Annotated in this window: 11 protein-coding genes; 7 read left to right on the forward strand and 4 right to left on the reverse strand. The window is 61.1% G+C overall.

Features of this window, described 5'->3' with window-relative positions:
- Nucleotides 1–60: 60 nt before the first annotated feature.
- The 3 genes from IYY11_RS13750 (at nt 61) to IYY11_RS13760 (ending at nt 3,017) form a co-directional block, all read left to right on the forward strand.
- On the forward strand, nt 61–399 hold the full coding sequence (locus tag IYY11_RS13750) for a hypothetical protein (RefSeq protein ID WP_196404365.1): 339 nt from the start codon (nt 61–63) through the stop codon (nt 397–399).
- Between the two features lie 330 nt (nt 400–729).
- On the forward strand, nt 730–1,755 hold the full coding sequence (locus IYY11_RS13755) for a guanylate cyclase (protein WP_196404366.1): 1,026 nt from the start codon (nt 730–732) through the stop codon (nt 1,753–1,755).
- 233 nt (nt 1,756–1,988) lie between these two features.
- Nucleotides 1,989–3,017 carry a hypothetical protein gene (locus IYY11_RS13760; protein WP_246719961.1) on the forward strand — a complete coding sequence of 343 codons (1,029 nt, stop codon included), beginning with the start codon at nt 1,989–1,991 and terminating at the stop codon, nt 3,015–3,017.
- Between the two features lie 84 nt (nt 3,018–3,101).
- On the opposite strand, the gene IYY11_RS13765 is transcribed toward IYY11_RS13760, so the two are convergent.
- Together IYY11_RS13765 and IYY11_RS13770 are read right to left on the reverse strand one after the other, a co-directional pair.
- Entirely contained in the window at nt 3,102–6,095 is a 2,994-nt protein-coding gene (locus IYY11_RS13765) for a tetratricopeptide repeat protein (protein WP_196404367.1), read from the reverse strand.
- 288 nt (nt 6,096–6,383) lie between these two features.
- A complete protein-coding gene (locus tag IYY11_RS13770) occupies nt 6,384–6,761 on the reverse strand; it encodes a hypothetical protein (RefSeq protein WP_196404429.1) in 378 nt (125 codons plus the stop codon).
- A 28-nt stretch (nt 6,762–6,789) separates the two neighbouring features.
- On the opposite strand from IYY11_RS13770, the gene wecB reads away from it, so the two are divergent.
- From wecB to IYY11_RS13785, 3 genes are all read left to right on the forward strand, one after another.
- Complete coding sequence (wecB, locus tag IYY11_RS13775) at nt 6,790–7,866, forward strand: non-hydrolyzing UDP-N-acetylglucosamine 2-epimerase (RefSeq protein WP_246719963.1); 1,077 nt, start codon at nt 6,790–6,792, stop codon at nt 7,864–7,866.
- Nucleotides 7,867–7,980: 114 nt separating this feature from the next.
- Complete coding sequence (locus tag IYY11_RS13780) at nt 7,981–9,438, forward strand: glycosyl transferase family protein (RefSeq protein ID WP_196404369.1); 1,458 nt, start codon at nt 7,981–7,983, stop codon at nt 9,436–9,438.
- Between the two features lie 282 nt (nt 9,439–9,720).
- On the forward strand, nt 9,721–11,592 hold the full coding sequence (locus tag IYY11_RS13785; protein ID WP_196404370.1) for a CHASE3 domain-containing protein: 1,872 nt from the start codon (nt 9,721–9,723) through the stop codon (nt 11,590–11,592).
- Between the two features lie 41 nt (nt 11,593–11,633).
- Here IYY11_RS13785 and IYY11_RS13790 read toward each other — a convergent pair whose 3' ends face one another.
- Both IYY11_RS13790 and IYY11_RS13795 read right to left on the reverse strand, forming a co-directional pair.
- The gene (locus IYY11_RS13790) at nt 11,634–13,076 is read right to left on the reverse strand and encodes a SagB family peptide dehydrogenase (RefSeq protein WP_196404371.1); all 1,443 of its coding nucleotides are present in this window, start codon (nt 13,074–13,076) and stop codon (nt 11,634–11,636) included.
- Between the two features lies 1 nt (nt 13,077).
- Nucleotides 13,078–15,348: a TOMM precursor leader peptide-binding protein gene (locus IYY11_RS13795; protein ID WP_196404372.1), complete on the reverse strand. Its 2,271-nt coding sequence runs from the start codon at nt 15,346–15,348 to the stop codon at nt 13,078–13,080.
- Between the two features lie 1,043 nt (nt 15,349–16,391).
- Between IYY11_RS13795 and nikR the strand changes: the two genes are divergently transcribed.
- Nucleotides 16,392–16,859 carry a nickel-responsive transcriptional regulator NikR gene (gene nikR / locus IYY11_RS13800; RefSeq protein WP_196404373.1) on the forward strand — a complete coding sequence of 156 codons (468 nt, stop codon included), beginning with the start codon at nt 16,392–16,394 and terminating at the stop codon, nt 16,857–16,859.
- The last annotated feature ends 60 nt before the right edge of the window (nt 16,860–16,919 follow it).

Raw genomic sequence — 16,919 nt, forward strand, 5'->3', positions numbered from 1 at the left:
ATAGAATTTCAACGGGCTTTGGGAGGGCGACGCCAAAACAGCACTTTTGGAGGATTTGCCATGAGGACGACCTTTGCACGAACATGCGCGCTCGCGTTTATTTCTTCTGTGACGATGTCGGCTGCGATGGCGGCGCCGGTTGGTGCCGTTATCTCGGCGTGCGATCGGATGCATGGCGCAGGGCAAACCTGCAATTACGGCATCAAAGGCAATTCTTTGGTCGGATGCACAAATGATGTCGTCTTCGAATGTCCCGCCGACGGGAGCCGCCAATGCACTGGCTCGAAAAACACGAGCGGGAAATGCAACGAAGATGGTACGGCCGCGCGCGTCTCTACGCTGAAGGGCAATGAGCTATTAGATTCACTTCATGCGAAAGACCTTCACCAAGCCAAGTAGGGATCTCTCGACCAAGGGGTCCCTCAATAAAGGACTCCCTCAATAAGAGAAAAACGCTCCGCGCGTGCATCCGGGCTCGGGGCGTTCTCTCCTATCTTGAGACCCAAAATTGATAGCGCTCGGGCTCGACCCGGGAGAAGCAGCGCGAGCGCAGCGGATGGCTGTCGCCTCGGATTGTACATCACGTCAGGCGCGCCTTGCGGCAAATGGCCAAGGAACTTCGGCACTTGCGTCGAGTGCGCGTCGAAGATCGGTCCAGAATTGCGCGGACCAATTTGCGCGTGCGATAACGGCGGCGATCGGCGCCCCAGCTCGGATTGAAAGAAGCTCATGGATCATTCGCGCAATCCCGGATCCCCGCTCCCTCTGAGGCTGGCCAGAGTCTTACTCGGGCTGCTGAACATCGCCCTGCTCATCGCGCTTGCGCTCGTCCTGCTCCCGCTCGTCACGCCTTATTTCAAGCATGCGGGGTCATACCGCTGGATTGAATATGTTGAAGTCTTCGACGCGCGGATGATCCGGCGGGTCAAGTCGGTCATCCCGACGAACTTCAAGGGCTATGAGCTGGCGCGCTGGTTTATCGTCGGCGGACTGCTCTTCGGGCGCATGTGGGTCGATACCTTGCGGCGCAAGATTACGACCACGATCTACCGTACGACGGTGCAGCGTGACTTCGAGGCGCTGCAGTCCGCCGCGCCGGCCGACGCGCGGGTGCTTGCGCCGGTCAAGGAAAAAATGAAGACGATGGATGCGCGCAACCCGAAGAGCCGGGCGGAGTTGCTCAAGGTCATGGGCGACGCCAAACGTCAGTTGGAGTCGATGGGCCGCGACCTCGCCTTTCTTTCCATTGACGTCGTCGATTCGACCAAGATGAAGCTCGGCGAGGACAAGACCTTCATCGAGCACGATTTTCGTGAATACAAGGACCTCGTCGACAGCAAGCTGCGCGGCAACGGCTCACTGAAGGCGGCGTGGACGCCCGACGGCGTCATGGCCTGCTTTCCCTCGATCGACGCAGCGCTGAAAGCCGCCAAGGAAGTGATCAGCGGTCTCGACGCGTTCAACGCCAATGTGAAGATGATCAAGTCGAATTTCACCGTTCGGTGCGGCATCAACGCCGGGCACGTTTATTACGACGAGCAGACGCCGATGGAGGAAATGAGCGACCGCGTCATCGATATCGCCGGCCATATGCAGAAATATGCGCTGCCGGGCACGATCGCCTGCGCGAAGCAGATCATCGAGCCCGTGCAGCAGCGCGGAGGCTTCAACGACGCCGGCAAGGTGGTTGACGGTTACGAGGTCTATCAATGGACCCCGGCAAGCCGTCTGCAGGACGAGCGCGCGGTTTCCTGACGCAGCCTCAAAGCGTGCGACGGGTTTGGCGCGCTCAACGATCGCTTGATGCGACATACGCGAGCAGCGAAATCGAGCCGCGGCCGTCACGCCCTTGCGCCAAAGAGCCTGTCTCCGAGCGCTCGGGCCTATTAAGCCTAGCCGTGGAATCCTCATCGCGGATTGGCAAAGTTGAGTAAGTTGCGGTCTCGGAGCGTTGCGTTTGCGAGGGGACCATCCGTGGCTTGGCTTAAATGAATTGGGCCTTTTTGCTGAGATCGATCGCCTTGGCGTCAATCTCATTGGCCGACGCCGCCGCTGAGGATGCGTCGACGCGCCCGGAGGCGATCAGGAACGCTCCCGTTGCAGCGCTGTCGGCGAAGCCGACGATGATCAATCCGGGTCAGTCGGCGACTCTGGCGTTTTCCGCAACCAACGCCGACGTCTGCACGGGTTCGAGCCGCCCGCGCGATCCAAACTTCGTCGTTCACGGCCTGTCGGGCAATGCTCATGTGCGGCCCCTGCGAACGACGACTTATACGATAAAGTGCAAGAAAGGCGCAGCGTCCACGTCGCACCGCGCTGTCGTGACGGTCACGCCGGAACGCATCATCCTTTCCGACATTTTTGACAGCGCGGTTCCTCACGCGGCTGAAACACGAATCGAAGATGGCGAGCTTCTCGCTCACAAATGGAAGTCCGTTTATCACGGCTATGGTGCGAACTCGGTCGCACGCCTGTTCGACGGCCAGGCGCTGGCGATACGCCCGAAGGAGTCAAATGCCGCGGATGAAACGCATGCCGGGCTGATCAGTGGGCCGCATCCGTCCTGGCCCGTCGATGTCAAAGGCAATTTGACCATCGAGGCCTCGCTTCACACAGAAGCGCAGTTGCGGCGGCAGAACGCGGCAAATCCATGGGAAGTGGGTTGGCTGTTGTGGGACTACGTCGACAAAACGCATTTCTATTACTTCATCCCGAAGCCGAACGGCTGGGAGCTGGGCAAAGCGGATCCCGCTTATCCCGGCGACCAGCGCTTCTTGGCGTCGGGAAGTCGACCGATTTATCCGATCGGAAATCGATATGTCGTCAAAATCGTTCAGGCCGTCACGCCGACATCGACGATGATTTCAGTATTCGTCGACGGCGTTCTATTGACCACTTTCGCAGACCGAGAACGACCCTATTCGACTGGTCTCGTCGGATTCTATTCCGAGGATGCGGCAGCGTATTTCCATTCGGTCGTCGTGACGATTCCTCGGGCCGTAACGGCCTTGAAATAAAGACGCTGCCGCAAAGTCGAGTTCCGGGCGAGGGCCACGCCGCATTGTTCCGGCGTCAGAGGCGGTCCTCGGACATGCATGCGGTCAAAAGGAAACGCCGATCGTCGCGTTGAGGCCGCCTTGACGGCGACTCTCCCCGAAGGGGAACAAATAGCCGATTTGTGCAGTCAATATGCCGTCAAAGGCGCGATAGAAGTCTCCGCCCAGCCATGTGCGCGCGACCAGCGCCGGACCTGCCCCAAAGGCAAATCGGCGGGTGTCCGCGCTGTCATATGTCGCCATGCCCATTGCAGCCGCCCCGATCACGACGCGGGAGCCAGCGTCCCAGTAGGAATAGCCCAGCAAACCCACCGCGTTCTGCAGATACCGGCGCTCGCCGGCCCTGTAGGTGCCATAGGTCGCAAAGCTCGTCAGCGGCTGCCATGTCGTCTCATGGGGATAGCTCAGGTCTGTCGGTTCGATCGCGCCCGCCGCTCCCGCGCTTGTGGCGCTCGAATAGGCGAATCCGCCGTAGCCATAGCCCCATGACAAGGCGAGCTGATTGAATGGCGCGTTTCGCGTGAAATAGTGCTGCCACTCAGCGCTCACCGAGAAATTAATGCCGTCGAACGGACGCAAGCGCAAACCGAGCCGTGAATAGCTTTCGGTGAAGCGCGTCTGGTCCTGAGACCAAAAGCCGCCGATCAAACCCTCGAGACCAAATATGTACGGCAGGAAGCGACCATCGAATCGGATGACCGTTTCGAAGCTCGGCTGAAGCTGATGCCCGCCCCAGCGTTTTGGACGATCGGCGATGCTATTGAACACCACATTGGTGCGAACGCTCGCATCCGACTCGACAATCTGCGTTCTGATCACGTCTCGATCGCGGGGCGGCCGGGCGCTGAGCGAGGGATCGCTCGACCAGCGATCGAGCGCTTCCCGAAAGAACTGCGACTCTTTTGAACGATCGACGTAGACGCTTGCATAGCCCGCGTTCAGCAAGACTTCGCCGCTCCGCTCGACCGCGAGGCTGGTTTCAAAGGCCTCGAGGGCGGCGGCATATTCCTTTTGACGCGCATAAAATTGGCCAAGCGTCGACCATCCGGCGGCGTAGCCAGGATGAGTCTGCGCGAAGGTGACGAGTTCGTCGCGCGCGCGCGCCACATCACCCTGTGTTTCATATGCAGACGCCCGAGCGGTCGCGATTTCGAGTTCGACGGCCACCCTTTGCGCCGCAGGCAGACCTCCCCGACCAAGCGCTTGCACGAAGTCCGCAAGCGCGCCAGCGCCGTCTCCGAGCGTCTTACGAAGATAGGCCCTTTGCGCATAGGCTTGGCCCGTGGCCTTGCCGCGCGCGATGAGCGCGTTTGACGCCCGTAGCGCCTCTTCCGTGTGGCCAAGCCCGGCGAGCGCGGCGATCGTCACGCGAAAAACCGCCTCGTCGGCTCGGGGGAAGGCCTCGGCCGCCCGGCCATAACGTAAGGCGCTCACCCAATCGCGAGCGGCCAGCGCCTTGAAGGCCTTTTCGGCGACGAGCGTGTAGCGCGCCTCATCGAGCGCCCGCGTGACGTTGAGCTTCTGATCGGCCGGAAGGTCAAATTTCAAGGCCTGCTCGAAGTCTGCGGCGGCGCCGCTCACATCCTTGGCCTGCCGACGCATGAACCCGCGCTGCGCGAGAACCCCCGGGCTTTGCGGGAAAGATGCAAGGTAGCGGTTCGCTTCCGCAAGCGCCTCGGCTTTGCGCCCTTCGCGAAGAAGCGCCGTCAAGAGGAGGAGAATGGGCTCCTCCGCTTCGGGATCGAGATCATGCGCCTCTCTTGCCGCACGCACAGCCTCGTCCAGCCGCCCCACTTTTAGCGCGTCGTAGCCGCTGTTGAGCGCTTGCTGCAGGGGCGTCGCCTGCACGACGCCGCCGACCGGCGAACCGCCCCGTTCATTCGCGCGTTCCGCCTCCGCAAGCGCCAGTTTCAGCCTCTTGGCTTGCGCGGGCTCGATATCCGGCCGCGCGAGCGCAGCCCGGAAGTCCGCAATGGCGCCGGGCAGGTCCCCAGTCGCGCGGCGGCTGTATCCGCGCTGCGCGAGCAATGTCGAACTCGGCGTATTGTCCTTGATGAACGCATCCGCTTCTTTGACCGCTGCTTCAGCCTGCCGGGATTTGCTCAACGCCGTCATGAGCGCAAAGAGCGGCGCTTCGGCGTTTGGATATTTGGCGCGAAGGACGCGCGCCGCCTTCACCGCACGCGCGTAGTCGCGTTTCGCGATCGCCGCGTAAACCTGCGCGAGTTCGGCTTGCACAATACTATCCTGCTCAGCCTGCGTGGCTTCCGCCAGCGCGTTGCGTAATGGTAATGTTTCGCTTGGCTCAATGTCGGGCGCGGCGAGCGCGGCGTCGAAATCCGCCTCTGCGCCTTTCAAGTCGTTCATGGCGCGGCGCAAATATCCGCGCTGGGCGAGAAGACGCCCGCTCGGCTTGTTCTGCGAGACATAGCGATTCAGCTCGTCGAGAGCCGCCTGAGCTTTGCCCTGTCGGCTAAAGGCGTCGGCGATCAGCCGGACGGGCGCTTCCGCTTTTTCGTCCAGTTTGCGCGCCGCTCGCGCATTTTCTATGGCTTCATTCAGACGAGATCCGTTGAAGTCCTTATATGCGGCGCTCATGGCAAGATCGAAGAGCGCGACGTTGACGGCGGCGGCCTGCTCTTGGGTCAGCGCGCCGCTGTCTCGTGCGCTGCGCAGATCCGCCTCGGCGCCGCCTACGTCCATGAGCCGTTTGCGCAGATGGCCGCGCTGCGCGATCAGCGCCATCGAGTGCTTATGGCTGGCGACAAAGTCGTTGATAACGTCAACCGCCTCGCCAATCCGCCCCAATTTGTTCAGAATGTCAGCGAGCAGCCGAACCGGCATCTCATAATCGGGCGCGAGGCTCCGTGCGCGCTGCGCGTATTTGAGGGCGCCCTCGTAATCGCCCTTGGCCACACGCGCAAACGCCAGGGCAAGCTCTTGGTAGCCGGGTTCGCCTGGCCGCATCTCCTCGCGAACGCCGTCGTTGACTCCCGCATGAGCAGCGATGGGCGTCGTGGACGCGAGCGCCAGCGCCAAAAATACGATTGTTGCGCAAGGCCTTCGAAAAACGCCTCCCACGATTGCGCTCCATCTGCTTTGCAGAACCGGATTCCGACATCAGAATCTTCGAACGCGTCACGCGAATCAGGCACTAAACATATTGTTTTTGCTAACCTAAATTGGTAGCAAAGCAAAATCTTGGCGAAATGTGTCCCAGAATGCGACGCCGCGATCTCGTTTTGGGTCGCCCCCGGCGTTCCTCTGCTTCCTAATATAAACCGCCACCCTATGCTGGTCGCGGCGAAACCAAGCGAAAATCTATACTTATCGCTTGCGGCGTCCGATGGCGCTCAGATCGGATGAGCCTGGCAAGCTAAATGCAGGAAGAAACAAAATGCAACTTATGGTGCTCATCTTCGTATTGTTTACAGTTATTTCCATCGCTGGCTTTATTGGAGCGCTCTTTTTCGGCACAACGGAAGCCGTAGCACTGATGGTGATAGGTTTGTCCGTCTCCTTTATCGGAATTGCCTTCTTTATAGGGCGCTGAAGATTTCGAATTGTTAATTCGACAGCGCCATCCGCCTCAATTATACAGGCCACTACACTGGCATCGCTGAGCAGGGCTGAGATGAACGAGCTGACGAGCATCAAAAAAGCCGAACTTCGTCTAAGTAAATCAAAAATTTGCTGTTTATGCATCGTTGGGACGCGACTCGAAGCCATCAAAATGGGACCTGTCATCGCCGAGCTCAATCGGTCGGACTGGGCCTTTCCCTATGTGGTGACGACCGGTCAGCACGCTGATGTCGTCGAAGGAGCGCTAAAGGAGTTTGGCGTGGTTCCTTCGCGCCGGCTGGACCTCGAACGCCGGAACGGCTCGCTGAACGAGCTGTTTGGCAAGGTAATGGCCGAGATAGATCGCGTGATCGACGAAGTTCGACCGGACTGCGTCATCGCGCAGGGCGACACGACGTCGGTTGCGGTGGTGTCCCTCGCCGCTTTTCACAAGAACGTGCCCTTCATGCATATTGAGGCAGGGCTCCGAACGGGAAAACTCAACGATCCCTATCCGGAAGAACTCAACAGGCGAATCGCTGGACTGACGGCGGCCATGCATTTCGCTCCGACCTCGGCGTCGCTCAACAATCTCCTGCGTGAAGGCGTCGTTCCTGGCGACTGTCTCGTCACGGGCAATACGGGCATCGACGCCTTGCTGCAGACCGCGGCGCACCGATCGCCCGCCCCAAAGGGATTTCCGGATTTGCCGCGAGTCATTCTCGCAACGGCGCACCGGCGGGAGAGCTTCGGGGCGCCCATAGAAAACGCGCTGCGGGGCATAAGGGCGGCGGTCGACCAACATGACGACCTCGGGCTGTTTTTCGTCACGCATCCCAATCCGCGCGCTCACGAGCCGGCGCAACGGATTCTTGGCGGCCATCCGCGTATCGTGATAACAGATGCGATCGGCTATGCGGATATGGTTGAGGCGCTGAAGAGATGCTGGCTTGTCGTCACCGACAGCGGCGGCCTCCAGGAGGAAGCGCCCGCTCTGGGAAAGCCTGTCCTCGTGCTGAGGAACACCACCGAACGGCCAGAGGCGGTTCGCGCCGGAGCGGTTCGCGTGATCGGCACAGACGCCGCCGCGGTGTCGGGCGCGATCTCGCAGCTGTGCGACGATCAGGAGCTATACGCCCGCATGGCCGTCCCGGTTTTCCCTTATGGCGACGGCCAGGCGGCGCAGCGCATCGTTGCCGCGATGCGGAAGAGATTGGCGCCCCCAGTTCGAGCATTGTCGGCGGCCTAGGCCGCTTCAGCGCTTCGCCTTGCCGCTCTCTAGGCGGCAAGGCGCACAAACAACAATGTCCGACGCGCGCTCAATCTGCCGAACATGCGGGGCTGAAGAGCTTAAGGACGACTGATGTTTGACTTGACGGACGCCACTGTCGCCTATGTCGACGCGCTGGTGGGACTGTTCTTCGTTTTTGGCGTCGCCATTATTATTTATAGCCTCGACGACGTCGTCGTAGACATTATCTACTGGGCTATGCGAATTTCAGGAACGATCCACGCCGAACGATCTCATCTATCTGAACAGGCGCTGCTCGAACAGCCTCAACGCCCTCTCGCGGTCATGGTCCCGGCCTGGCGCGAAGAGGCTGTCATTTACGACATGTTGAAGACCAACGCCGGCTATTCCGCAACAACGGTTTTTTTTGTTGGCGCCTATCCGAACGATGCGGCGACTCAGCGGGAAGTGCTCAGGGCGGCTGCCGAACTCCCGGAGAATGTCCGTCTCGTGATCGGTCCACATGACGGGCCGACGACGAAAGCCGATTGTCTCAACGCGGTCATCGCGGAAATCGGCAAGTATGAGAAAGACTCAAATATAGAATTTCAAGGATTTGTACTCCACGACAGCGAGGATGTCATCCATCCGCTGGAGTTTCCGCTGTTCAGCTCGCTGATCGCCACCTTCGATTTCATTCAGATCCCCGTATATTCCTTTCGGCGCACGCTCCTTCAAATGACGGCGGGCACCTACATGGATGAATTCGCGGAGTTTCATAGTAAGGATCTGTTTGTCCGGCAGCGTCTTACAGGCGTCATTCCGTGCGCAGGCGTGGCCGCCTGCTTCAGCCGGAGAGCTATCGAAGCGCTGAAATCCTGGCGACAGGGCGAGGTGTTCGACCCGGTTGCTTTGACCGAAGACTACGATGTCGCCTTCGCGATGAAGAGTCTTGGTCTGAAGTCCGCATTCATTCTCAATGAGGCTCCCTATACGCTGGATATTCCGCGCGGGACCGATCAGGTGCAACGGATCGCAACGCCGCTCGCGATCGCGGCGAGAGAACATTTTCCGAGCGACTACCGAGCCGCCTATCGCCAGCGCGCGCGCTGGCTCCTGGGAATCGGGTTCCAGGGGGCATCGAAGCTCGGCTGGGGCAACACGCTTACCGAAAGGCTGTTTTTTCTACGCGATCGCAAGGGCATCCTGTCCGGCATTATCGCCGTCGTCGCATATTTCCTGGCCTTCGACGCAGTTGCGATCCTTGTTCTTGGAACAGTGAGCGAAGAATGGCGCATCGCCGGCTATGCAATGCTCGACCCTACCCTGCGGGTCGTGTTCTTCATCAATATCCTGTTGCTCATCAACCGGCTCATCCAGCGAATGATCTTTACGAGGTCGATCTACGGGTTCGGCCAAGGTCTGATGGCGGCGCCGAGGGTCGTTTTCTCGAACTTCATCAATTTCTCCGCGGCGTTGCGCGCGCTCTATATTTTCGTTTGGCGACATAAAGTGCGCGGGCAACCGTTGAACTGGGATAAGACGAGCCACACCATTCCCGCTCAGAACGTGGAAGCGGCTCGAACGTAAATTGAAGCGTCTGGAGCGCAGGGCGTTCGATCCGGGCCGTGATAAAAGGCGCCTCTTAGCCCAAGCGACTCATGACCCGGTGGGGCGCGCCCGCCGCGCTTCCGCTCGAGGCATTCTGCAAAGGCTCGCGAAATTGCACCGTCGTCATGGCGCGAGCGGCGCGCGGCGCGTCCTTGCAAGAGACTTAGCGTCGTCCTTGTGCACGCGGGCCAAAGCAGCAAGAGGTTGACAGGGACCGCACTCGTGTAAATCTGATCGCGTCGTCTGTCTGCCAGGTCGAAAATGACAGTAACGGTTACGCTTCCAAAAAAACCCCTGTCCTGGGCGATCTTTGGACTTCTCGTCGCAGCGATCGTTGGTGCGGCCCTCTCCCTTGAGAAACAAGTGGCGGCTCAAGCATGGGTCGAGCACACGCTTTCAGCGCGCACAGCGCTTCTTTACGCCCTCTCCACTCTTCAGGACACGGAAACTGGCCAGCGGGGTTACTTGCTGACCGGCGACGAATCGTTTTTGGAGACCTTCCGCACCGCCGATCAAATAATTGGCGAGCGTTTAAGCATGTTGGAGCGGGCTGTATCTGACAACGAAGGGCAGATACGTCGAGTGGCCCGTTTGCGTTCCGTCGTAGCGGACAGATTGGCTTCATTAAAGAAACGTATTCAAGAACGCCGGGCCGCGCCGGATGCGGCTTTGACAGATGGTCTCAAGGCCGGCAAACGCCTGATGGACCAGGCGCGCAGCATCATCGCCGAGATGCTCGCCGAAGAAGATCGGCTCTTGACGAAACGAAGCGCCGCCATGCGCTGGACGGTGACCTTGACGCAGATCGGCGTTACAGGCGCTCTCCTGTTAGCGGCTCTCCTGGGTTGGGCGACCCTCAAAGACCGACAAAGGCAGGTTGGCGAACTTCAGACCGCCAATGTCGCGCTTCGAAACGCGCTCACCCACGCAGCTGAGCAAAGCGAGCGGCGGGAGCGCGTGGAAAGCCAACTCAGACAGTCTCAAAAAATGCAAGCGGTCGGGCAGCTTACGGGCGGCTTGGCGCATGACTTCAACAATATGCTCGCCGTCATCGTCGGATGCCTCAACCTCCTGAAGCGCAAAATGGCGCGCGGCGAGATCGACAAGGACAGCTTGATCGACAAGGCCATGGAATGCGTCGATCGCGCGGCAGCCTTAACTCATCGCCTGCTCGCCTTTTCGCGTCAGCAGCCGCTCGCGCCCCAGACTGTGGACGCCAATAAGTTGGTGGGCGGGATGGCGGAGATGATCCGGCGCACCCTTGGCGAAACCATCAATGTCGAGACGGTTCTGGCGAGCGGGGTCTGGCGGGTCCACGTCGACCCCAATCAACTCGAGAGCGCGTTATTGAACTTGGCCGTCAACGCCCGCGACGCGATGAACGACGAAGGCAAGGTGACGATCGAGACCTCGAACGCTTACATCGACGACAACTACGCGCGGGAACACGCCGAAGTGAAGGAGGGTCAATACGTATTGGTCGCCGTCAGCGACACTGGAGCCGGCATGCCGCCGGACATTATCGCCAAAGCCTTTGAGCCGTTCTTCACCACCAAAGGCCCTGGCAAGGGAACGGGACTCGGCCTCAGTCAAGTGTTCGGTTTCGTCAAGCAATCGGGCGGACACATCAAAATCTATTCGGAGATTGGCCAGGGCACGACGGTCAAGATTTATCTGCCACGCTTCGTTGGCGAGGGGGAAGTCGCCGGTCCAAGGCGTGAGCCGGACGCTGCCGAGATGGCGTTCCGAGGTTCACCAGAGAGGCTCATCCTCGTCGTCGAAGATGAGGATCGGATGCGGAGCATCGCGATCGCGATGTTCCAGGATCTGGGGTACAGCGTGCTCGCTGCGGGGAGCGCCGTCGAGGCGCTTGCGCTTCTAAACGCCAATCCTCAAATCGATCTTCTATTCACCGACATTGTCATGCCGGACATGAACGGTCGCGCACTCGCGGAAGCGGCGCTGCGCCGTCGCCCCGACTTGAAGATTGTGTTTACAACGGGCTTCTCGCGGAACGCCGTGATTCACAACGGCGTGCTCGATCGCGGCGTAAATTTCCTGCCAAAGCCATTCTCGATCGAACAGTTGGCGCAGAAGATCAGCGCGGTCCTCGGAGTTATGGAGACCACCTGAAGGCCGCTCGCCGTGCGATCATTTGCGCCGGCGACGCGCCGTCAATCGGCGAGCGGCGGTGAATCGCTTTGAACGCCGCGTCCGATCGCGATCTGGCCGACCGATCCTTCGACGTGAAACGCGAGGCCTGTCATTTTCGCAAAGAGGTCGATGTCTCCGACGCCGATCGCGCAGGCGCCGATCTCCATCTCGGCGGCCATTAGATACAGCGTCTGCATCAGCACGCCGACATGTTTCAGAACAAGCGCATAGGCGAAGCCGCTATATTTCCACGACACGCGGCTAAAACGCGCCGCCATTGTCACGAGAACTTGCGGGACCGCCGGCGCGCCCATGGCGAATTGCGCGTCCTCCAGCATCGCCGTAAGCCACTGCGCATTCGTCTCGATCAAAACAAGAGCGTGCTGTTTGGCGTCGTAATGATAAAAACCGCGCGCCAGGCCGTCACATCTGTCGACGGCGAGATAGAGCTCCAATTCGTAGCTCGCGCCGCCCGACGGATAAGGACGAGGGGCGGTCTCCGATTCCGGCTCGTCCTGGCCATCGTCGGGCGCGCGCTCTCGCGAGATGATTCTTGCGGCGCCGTCGAGGAGCCACGCCACCTCCGCCAGCGTGATCGGACGCCGCTCATCGAAGGCGCGAGTCGAGCGTCGGCGCCGCAGCAGCGCCGCAAAGTCCGAAGGCGGCGCCGTCTCAAGCGTCTTCAGGTCGATCGCCGGCCCCGGCCAGCTCGGCCGTATCGCCGGCGGCAGCGCTGCGAGATGCGCGTGGGCATAGATTCCGCCAGAAGGATTGGCGTGACGCCCGTTTGTGCTGCGGGTGTGGAACAGCAGATCGTGGAAGTCCCATAAGACGAGTTCGTCATCGCCTTCGGCCGCGCGCAGCGCTTTGTCGGCGCCCGGTCCGGGCGTGAACAGAATCTGGCTATCGAGGAGCAGCGCCAGCAGCTCGACACCGGGAAAGTCGGACGAGTCGCGAAGCTCTTTCACTGTACGCGCCTGCGACAGATGCGCGATCATGGCTGTAACGCTAGGGTCGCACAATCGAAAGAGCGCGCATGCGCGCGGCGATTCGAGCACCACGTCGGCGCCGCGCCGCCGAATATAGGCGAAGCGCGACAACGCCAGAGCGCAATCCTCGTCGAGCTCGATCATCCGTGGCGCATAGTCGCGCATCTGCGGCTCGACGACGATGAGGTCGGGGCCGCTCGGCGTGCGGGCCAGGCGATATTCAACGAGTCCGTAAAGCGCCAGCCGCCGGACGAGTTCGCTTATCTCGCCGTCGCGCTCCCCATCGAAGGCCACGCCCGTCTCGAAGTCGGCGGCGCGCTCTGCGACATCGGCGCCGAACGTTCCGAACGCCACCGCCCGACCGTCGAACAAGGCGGAGACGCCGCCGGCGGCGCTGCGCTCGAGCGTGACGCCAGGATTGAGACGCGCGAAGAGCCGTGCTCGCGGGGCCGGTTGGGACGCATCGCTGGGCAAATCAGGTGCGCGGGAACAAGGGGTTGACGTCGGCTTCGCGCACTGGCCGCTTGCGCAGACCCAGCGCGATGGGCACGTCGTAGAGACGGCCGGGGCCGAAGCGGCGATAGAAATGCCGCAGTCCCGGAACGATCACCCGAACCACCGGCACGTCAATGTCCGGACGCGTCTGATCGAGGACGAGGAAATCGTGCCCAGCCCGCGCGGCGAGCTTGACGCAGGCCAGCACCTGGTCGCGGCCGTCGAGTTGGGAGAAAGTCTTGAACCGCGACCGCCCGAACGACGCCTTGCCCTGCGGCCGCATATAGGCGTGCTTGCGCAACGGCAGAGGGTCGCTTCCATAATCGTCGTCGGGCCCGAACTCGGGGCGGCCGCCGAGGCTATCGATGGCGAGAAACTGATTGAGCTCGGTCATGGCGCGCAGCGTCGCGATCCTTGGATCGAAATGCGCCCCCGCCGCGACTTCGATATATTCCCGTCCGTTCTCGGTCCAATGGGCGACGGCGACGACGACGGGAATGCCAAGATCGCTCGTGACGTCCAGCGCCCAGACGTCTCGGCCCATCTTCGCGAAAACCGCGCGGAGGTCGCGCACATAGCTGTCGTTGAGCTTGTCGAGATCGATTTCCGGACGACGCAGCCGGTTGTACCACCAGATTGCATATGCATCCCGTTCGACGAGTTCGAGGAAACCCTGAATGATGGCTTCCTCGATCGTATTGCCCGCCGCGCACCCGTTCGAATCAGCGCTGATCTGATTCGCGCAGCCCGACTCGTGGAAGAAATACAGAAGGCCGGTGGGAACGTATTTGAAGCATTCGTCGCGCAGCGACCAGACTGGCGACCATTCCGCCTCCGCGGCGGGATCGAAGCGCTGTGCGCCCTCGCCGCAGCCGCCGCTTTTCGCGCCCTGCTCATATTGCGCGTCGCTATAGAGCAGGATGTCGTTGGGCAGGATCGCCTCGCCGGCCGGGAATTCCGCGAATCGTCGGACCGTCCTGATCTCGTCGCCCTGGAAAATCCCGCAATAGCGCTCGATCGCCTCCATCAGCGCGCTGGCTTCGCCTTGTTCCGCGACGCTGCCCTTGCCATAGCTGTCGCCGCTCAGCCCGGCCTGAAGGGCGTCGACGGTTTCGGGGCGCGGCGAAAAATTATGTCTGGCGATGAAGCTCGCGTCGAGCGGCTGCTGGCTCTTGATCCGATCGAGATGCGATACGACCCCAGTCAGCGGGCTCACATGCTTGCGATTGCGGTCAAGGGTGTCGCTCGGCGCGACCGATCTGTAGCCCCCGCTCGTCACGACGCTCGCGCTACCGGCGTGCAGCGGGATGGGCGTGGGCGTTCGCGCGGGATCGCGCAATTCGGGGTCGCCGCAGCTTGGGCACTGCGGCCGAGCCGGCACATAATGCCGCGCGACGGTCGAGCCCATCAGGTCCAAGCTTACGATATGCTGGTGCAAATCGGTGCGGAAGCCGCTGGCGATCGCCTTGGCGATCTCCGCGGCGGCGAGGCCAACGCCGCTCAGCCCGAGCGGATGCGCGCCGAGCGGCGAGACGGCGACGCAGCGCGCCTCCTTGCGGCCCAGGAACGCCTTGACCTGTCGATTCCAGTTCATGCGATCGGCGAGGCACCTCCAACAGGCGCTCTTGCCAGGGCTGAAGATGGGGCCGACCAGCGGGAAAACGCCGGAAGGCTGCACCAGCAGCCAGTCCTGCTTTTTCTCGAGCCGCCGGCGGTTGAATTCCGCGAGCTGGCTTTCGAGATAATCGCTGACCAGCGCGATGGTCAGATCGCCTCCGCGCTTCACGACCCTGACGCCGAAAACGTTCAGCGCTTCCTCCAGCGCGCGCGCGCCGCCGATCCCGAGGGTTTCGATCTGAACGGAGACTTTTTGCAGATTTTTCGCTGCGACGTCGGGCGGCAGGCCGAGACTCGCCCAGTAGGCGGCCGCAACGCCATCGGATGCGCTCGTCGTCGGGACAACGAAGCGACGATCGAGCAGTCGCTTGAACGCCTCGTCTATTGAGTCGACGGGAAACTGTGCGGAGAGCGCCTGGCGTATGGCGTCGGCGTCCTCTCCCGCGCCGATCCGCTCGGCCAGCGCGCAATAGAGCGCGCCACGAAGGAAAAACTTTCTGTCCTCCGAATAAAGGCAGACAGCGTCAGGCGGCAGGACGTAGACAGAAAAATTCGGCGCGAATCGAAGGGAATCGCCTAACCGCTCTTGTGAAACCGGCTTCGGCGCGAGCGGTTTAGATACGTCAATTGTCATTTGGCTGTCGCGCGCTCCCCATCTCGACGCGCCCAGCGGGACGAGATTGCTCGATTACAAGATCTGGGAAATGAACACAGCCGCGCATGGGACACAGTAATGCGTTCCGCACGACGTGGCTGCGATTCACCTCGCCCCAAGGCATCGACCCGAAGCGCCTGCGGCTGAGCGTAGCGACCGCTCAGCCGTCAAATGTGCAGCGGTGCGTTACCAGCAACCACGGCAGCCACAGCCGCGACAGCCACAGCCCCTGCAGCCCCGACAGCCACAGCCCCTGCAGCCGCGGCAGCCGACCCACCACGCGACCTGCTCGGTCTTCACGGCCGGAACTTCTTCGCGATCGAAAAGGCGGAACGAATTGAGCCCCACATCGAACACTTCCTGTTCGCGGAGGTCGATCGTGCGCGTCCGGCTCGTCGTCGGCGCCGTCGAAGCGTCAGCAGGAGAACTGTCGACGCAGGCGGCGCCCGCGAGCGACAAAGATACACCCATCACGCCGAGAGCTTTCTTGCCTCGACGTTTGTTCTGTGGGTTGTCCGATGAGCGCGCCATAGAATCCTCCCAAAAAATCTCAAAAACCGCACGGGTGCAGACAATAGCGCTCCTCGCGCGCTGGTCAATACTCATCCGGTAAAAGGCGAGCTGATCGCCTCGACGATCATCGATGAATGAAGCCAGTTACGCATGCGCCCGCCAAAGCCTTCCCGCGCATCTACAGATCACATGGTTAACGTCACGGATTGGCTTGCCGGAATATTTGGCTCACGCGATCGGCGTAGCGACTCTTCGGGAACGCGTCGCGCGATCGCTAGGAAACTGCCATGAGCCATAAGCGCGTCCTGGCCAACGAATGTCCGACCTTGCTGTTCAGCCGCTTTGAAACGCGCACCCAGCGCGTCGGCGCTTTAGCTAACGGCCGACGTCAAACCGCGACGGCTATTGGCGGCCAATGCGCCTTAGCGTAATGAAATAGTGGTCGCGCTTGCCCGACTTTTTGTTGGGTGGGACCGCATGGCGGAGGCGCGAACAGCCGGAGCCGTGATATGCAGCGCGTAACGATAACGATCGACGAAGAGCTGATGAGCGCGCTCGATCAGTATATGGAGGCAGGCGGCCATCGAAATCGCTCCGAGGCCGTTCGCGATCTCGTCCGCGCAGGGCTGCTGAAAACGCCCGAAGCCGATGACAGCGCCCGCCCCTGCATGGCCGCGCTTGTTTACGTCTACGACCATGAGACGCGACAGCTGTCGAAAAAACTGATGCATGACCATCACTCCCACGCCGACATGTCGATCGCGACGCTGCACGTGCATATCGATGAAGCGACCTGTCTCGAAGTGTCGCTGCTGAAGGGCCAGAAGACGGATGTCGAGCACTTCGCCGGCCATGTGATCGGCGAGCGCGGCGTTCGATACGGGCAGCTCGTCGTCTTGCCGGCGGATATTGAGCAGGGCGAAGCCCGACCTGTCGATCGTCACACGACCGGCCGCCACGCGCACCATTCGAGCTAGAGCGCGCCCTCTGTGGCAAATCGGCAACGCTTTCGGCAAATTGCATTGAGCCAATTGACC

The sequence above is a fragment of the Methylocystis sp. H62 genome, assembly GCF_015709515.1.
Classification (GTDB): domain Bacteria; phylum Pseudomonadota; class Alphaproteobacteria; order Rhizobiales; family Beijerinckiaceae; genus Methylocystis.

What these genes read in the sequence shown, in the direction of transcription:
- IYY11_RS13750 (WP_196404365.1), top strand. Translation starts at nt 61, where the DNA reads ATGAGGACGACCTTTGCACGAACATGCGCGCTCGCGTTTATTTCTTCT.
- IYY11_RS13755 (WP_196404366.1), top strand. Translation starts at nt 730, where the DNA reads ATGGATCATTCGCGCAATCCCGGATCCCCGCTCCCTCTGAGGCTGGCC.
- IYY11_RS13760 (WP_246719961.1), top strand. Translation starts at nt 1,989, where the DNA reads ATGAATTGGGCCTTTTTGCTGAGATCGATCGCCTTGGCGTCAATCTCA.
- IYY11_RS13770 (WP_196404429.1), bottom strand. Translation starts at nt 6,761, where the DNA reads ATGCATAAACAGCAAATTTTTGATTTACTTAGACGAAGTTCGGCTTTT.
- wecB (WP_246719963.1), top strand. Translation starts at nt 6,790, where the DNA reads ATGGGACCTGTCATCGCCGAGCTCAATCGGTCGGACTGGGCCTTTCCC.
- IYY11_RS13780 (WP_196404369.1), top strand. Translation starts at nt 7,981, where the DNA reads ATGTTTGACTTGACGGACGCCACTGTCGCCTATGTCGACGCGCTGGTG.
- IYY11_RS13785 (WP_196404370.1), top strand. Translation starts at nt 9,721, where the DNA reads ATGACAGTAACGGTTACGCTTCCAAAAAAACCCCTGTCCTGGGCGATC.
- IYY11_RS13795 (WP_196404372.1), bottom strand. Translation starts at nt 15,348, where the DNA reads ATGACAATTGACGTATCTAAACCGCTCGCGCCGAAGCCGGTTTCACAA.
- nikR (WP_196404373.1), top strand. Translation starts at nt 16,392, where the DNA reads ATGCAGCGCGTAACGATAACGATCGACGAAGAGCTGATGAGCGCGCTC.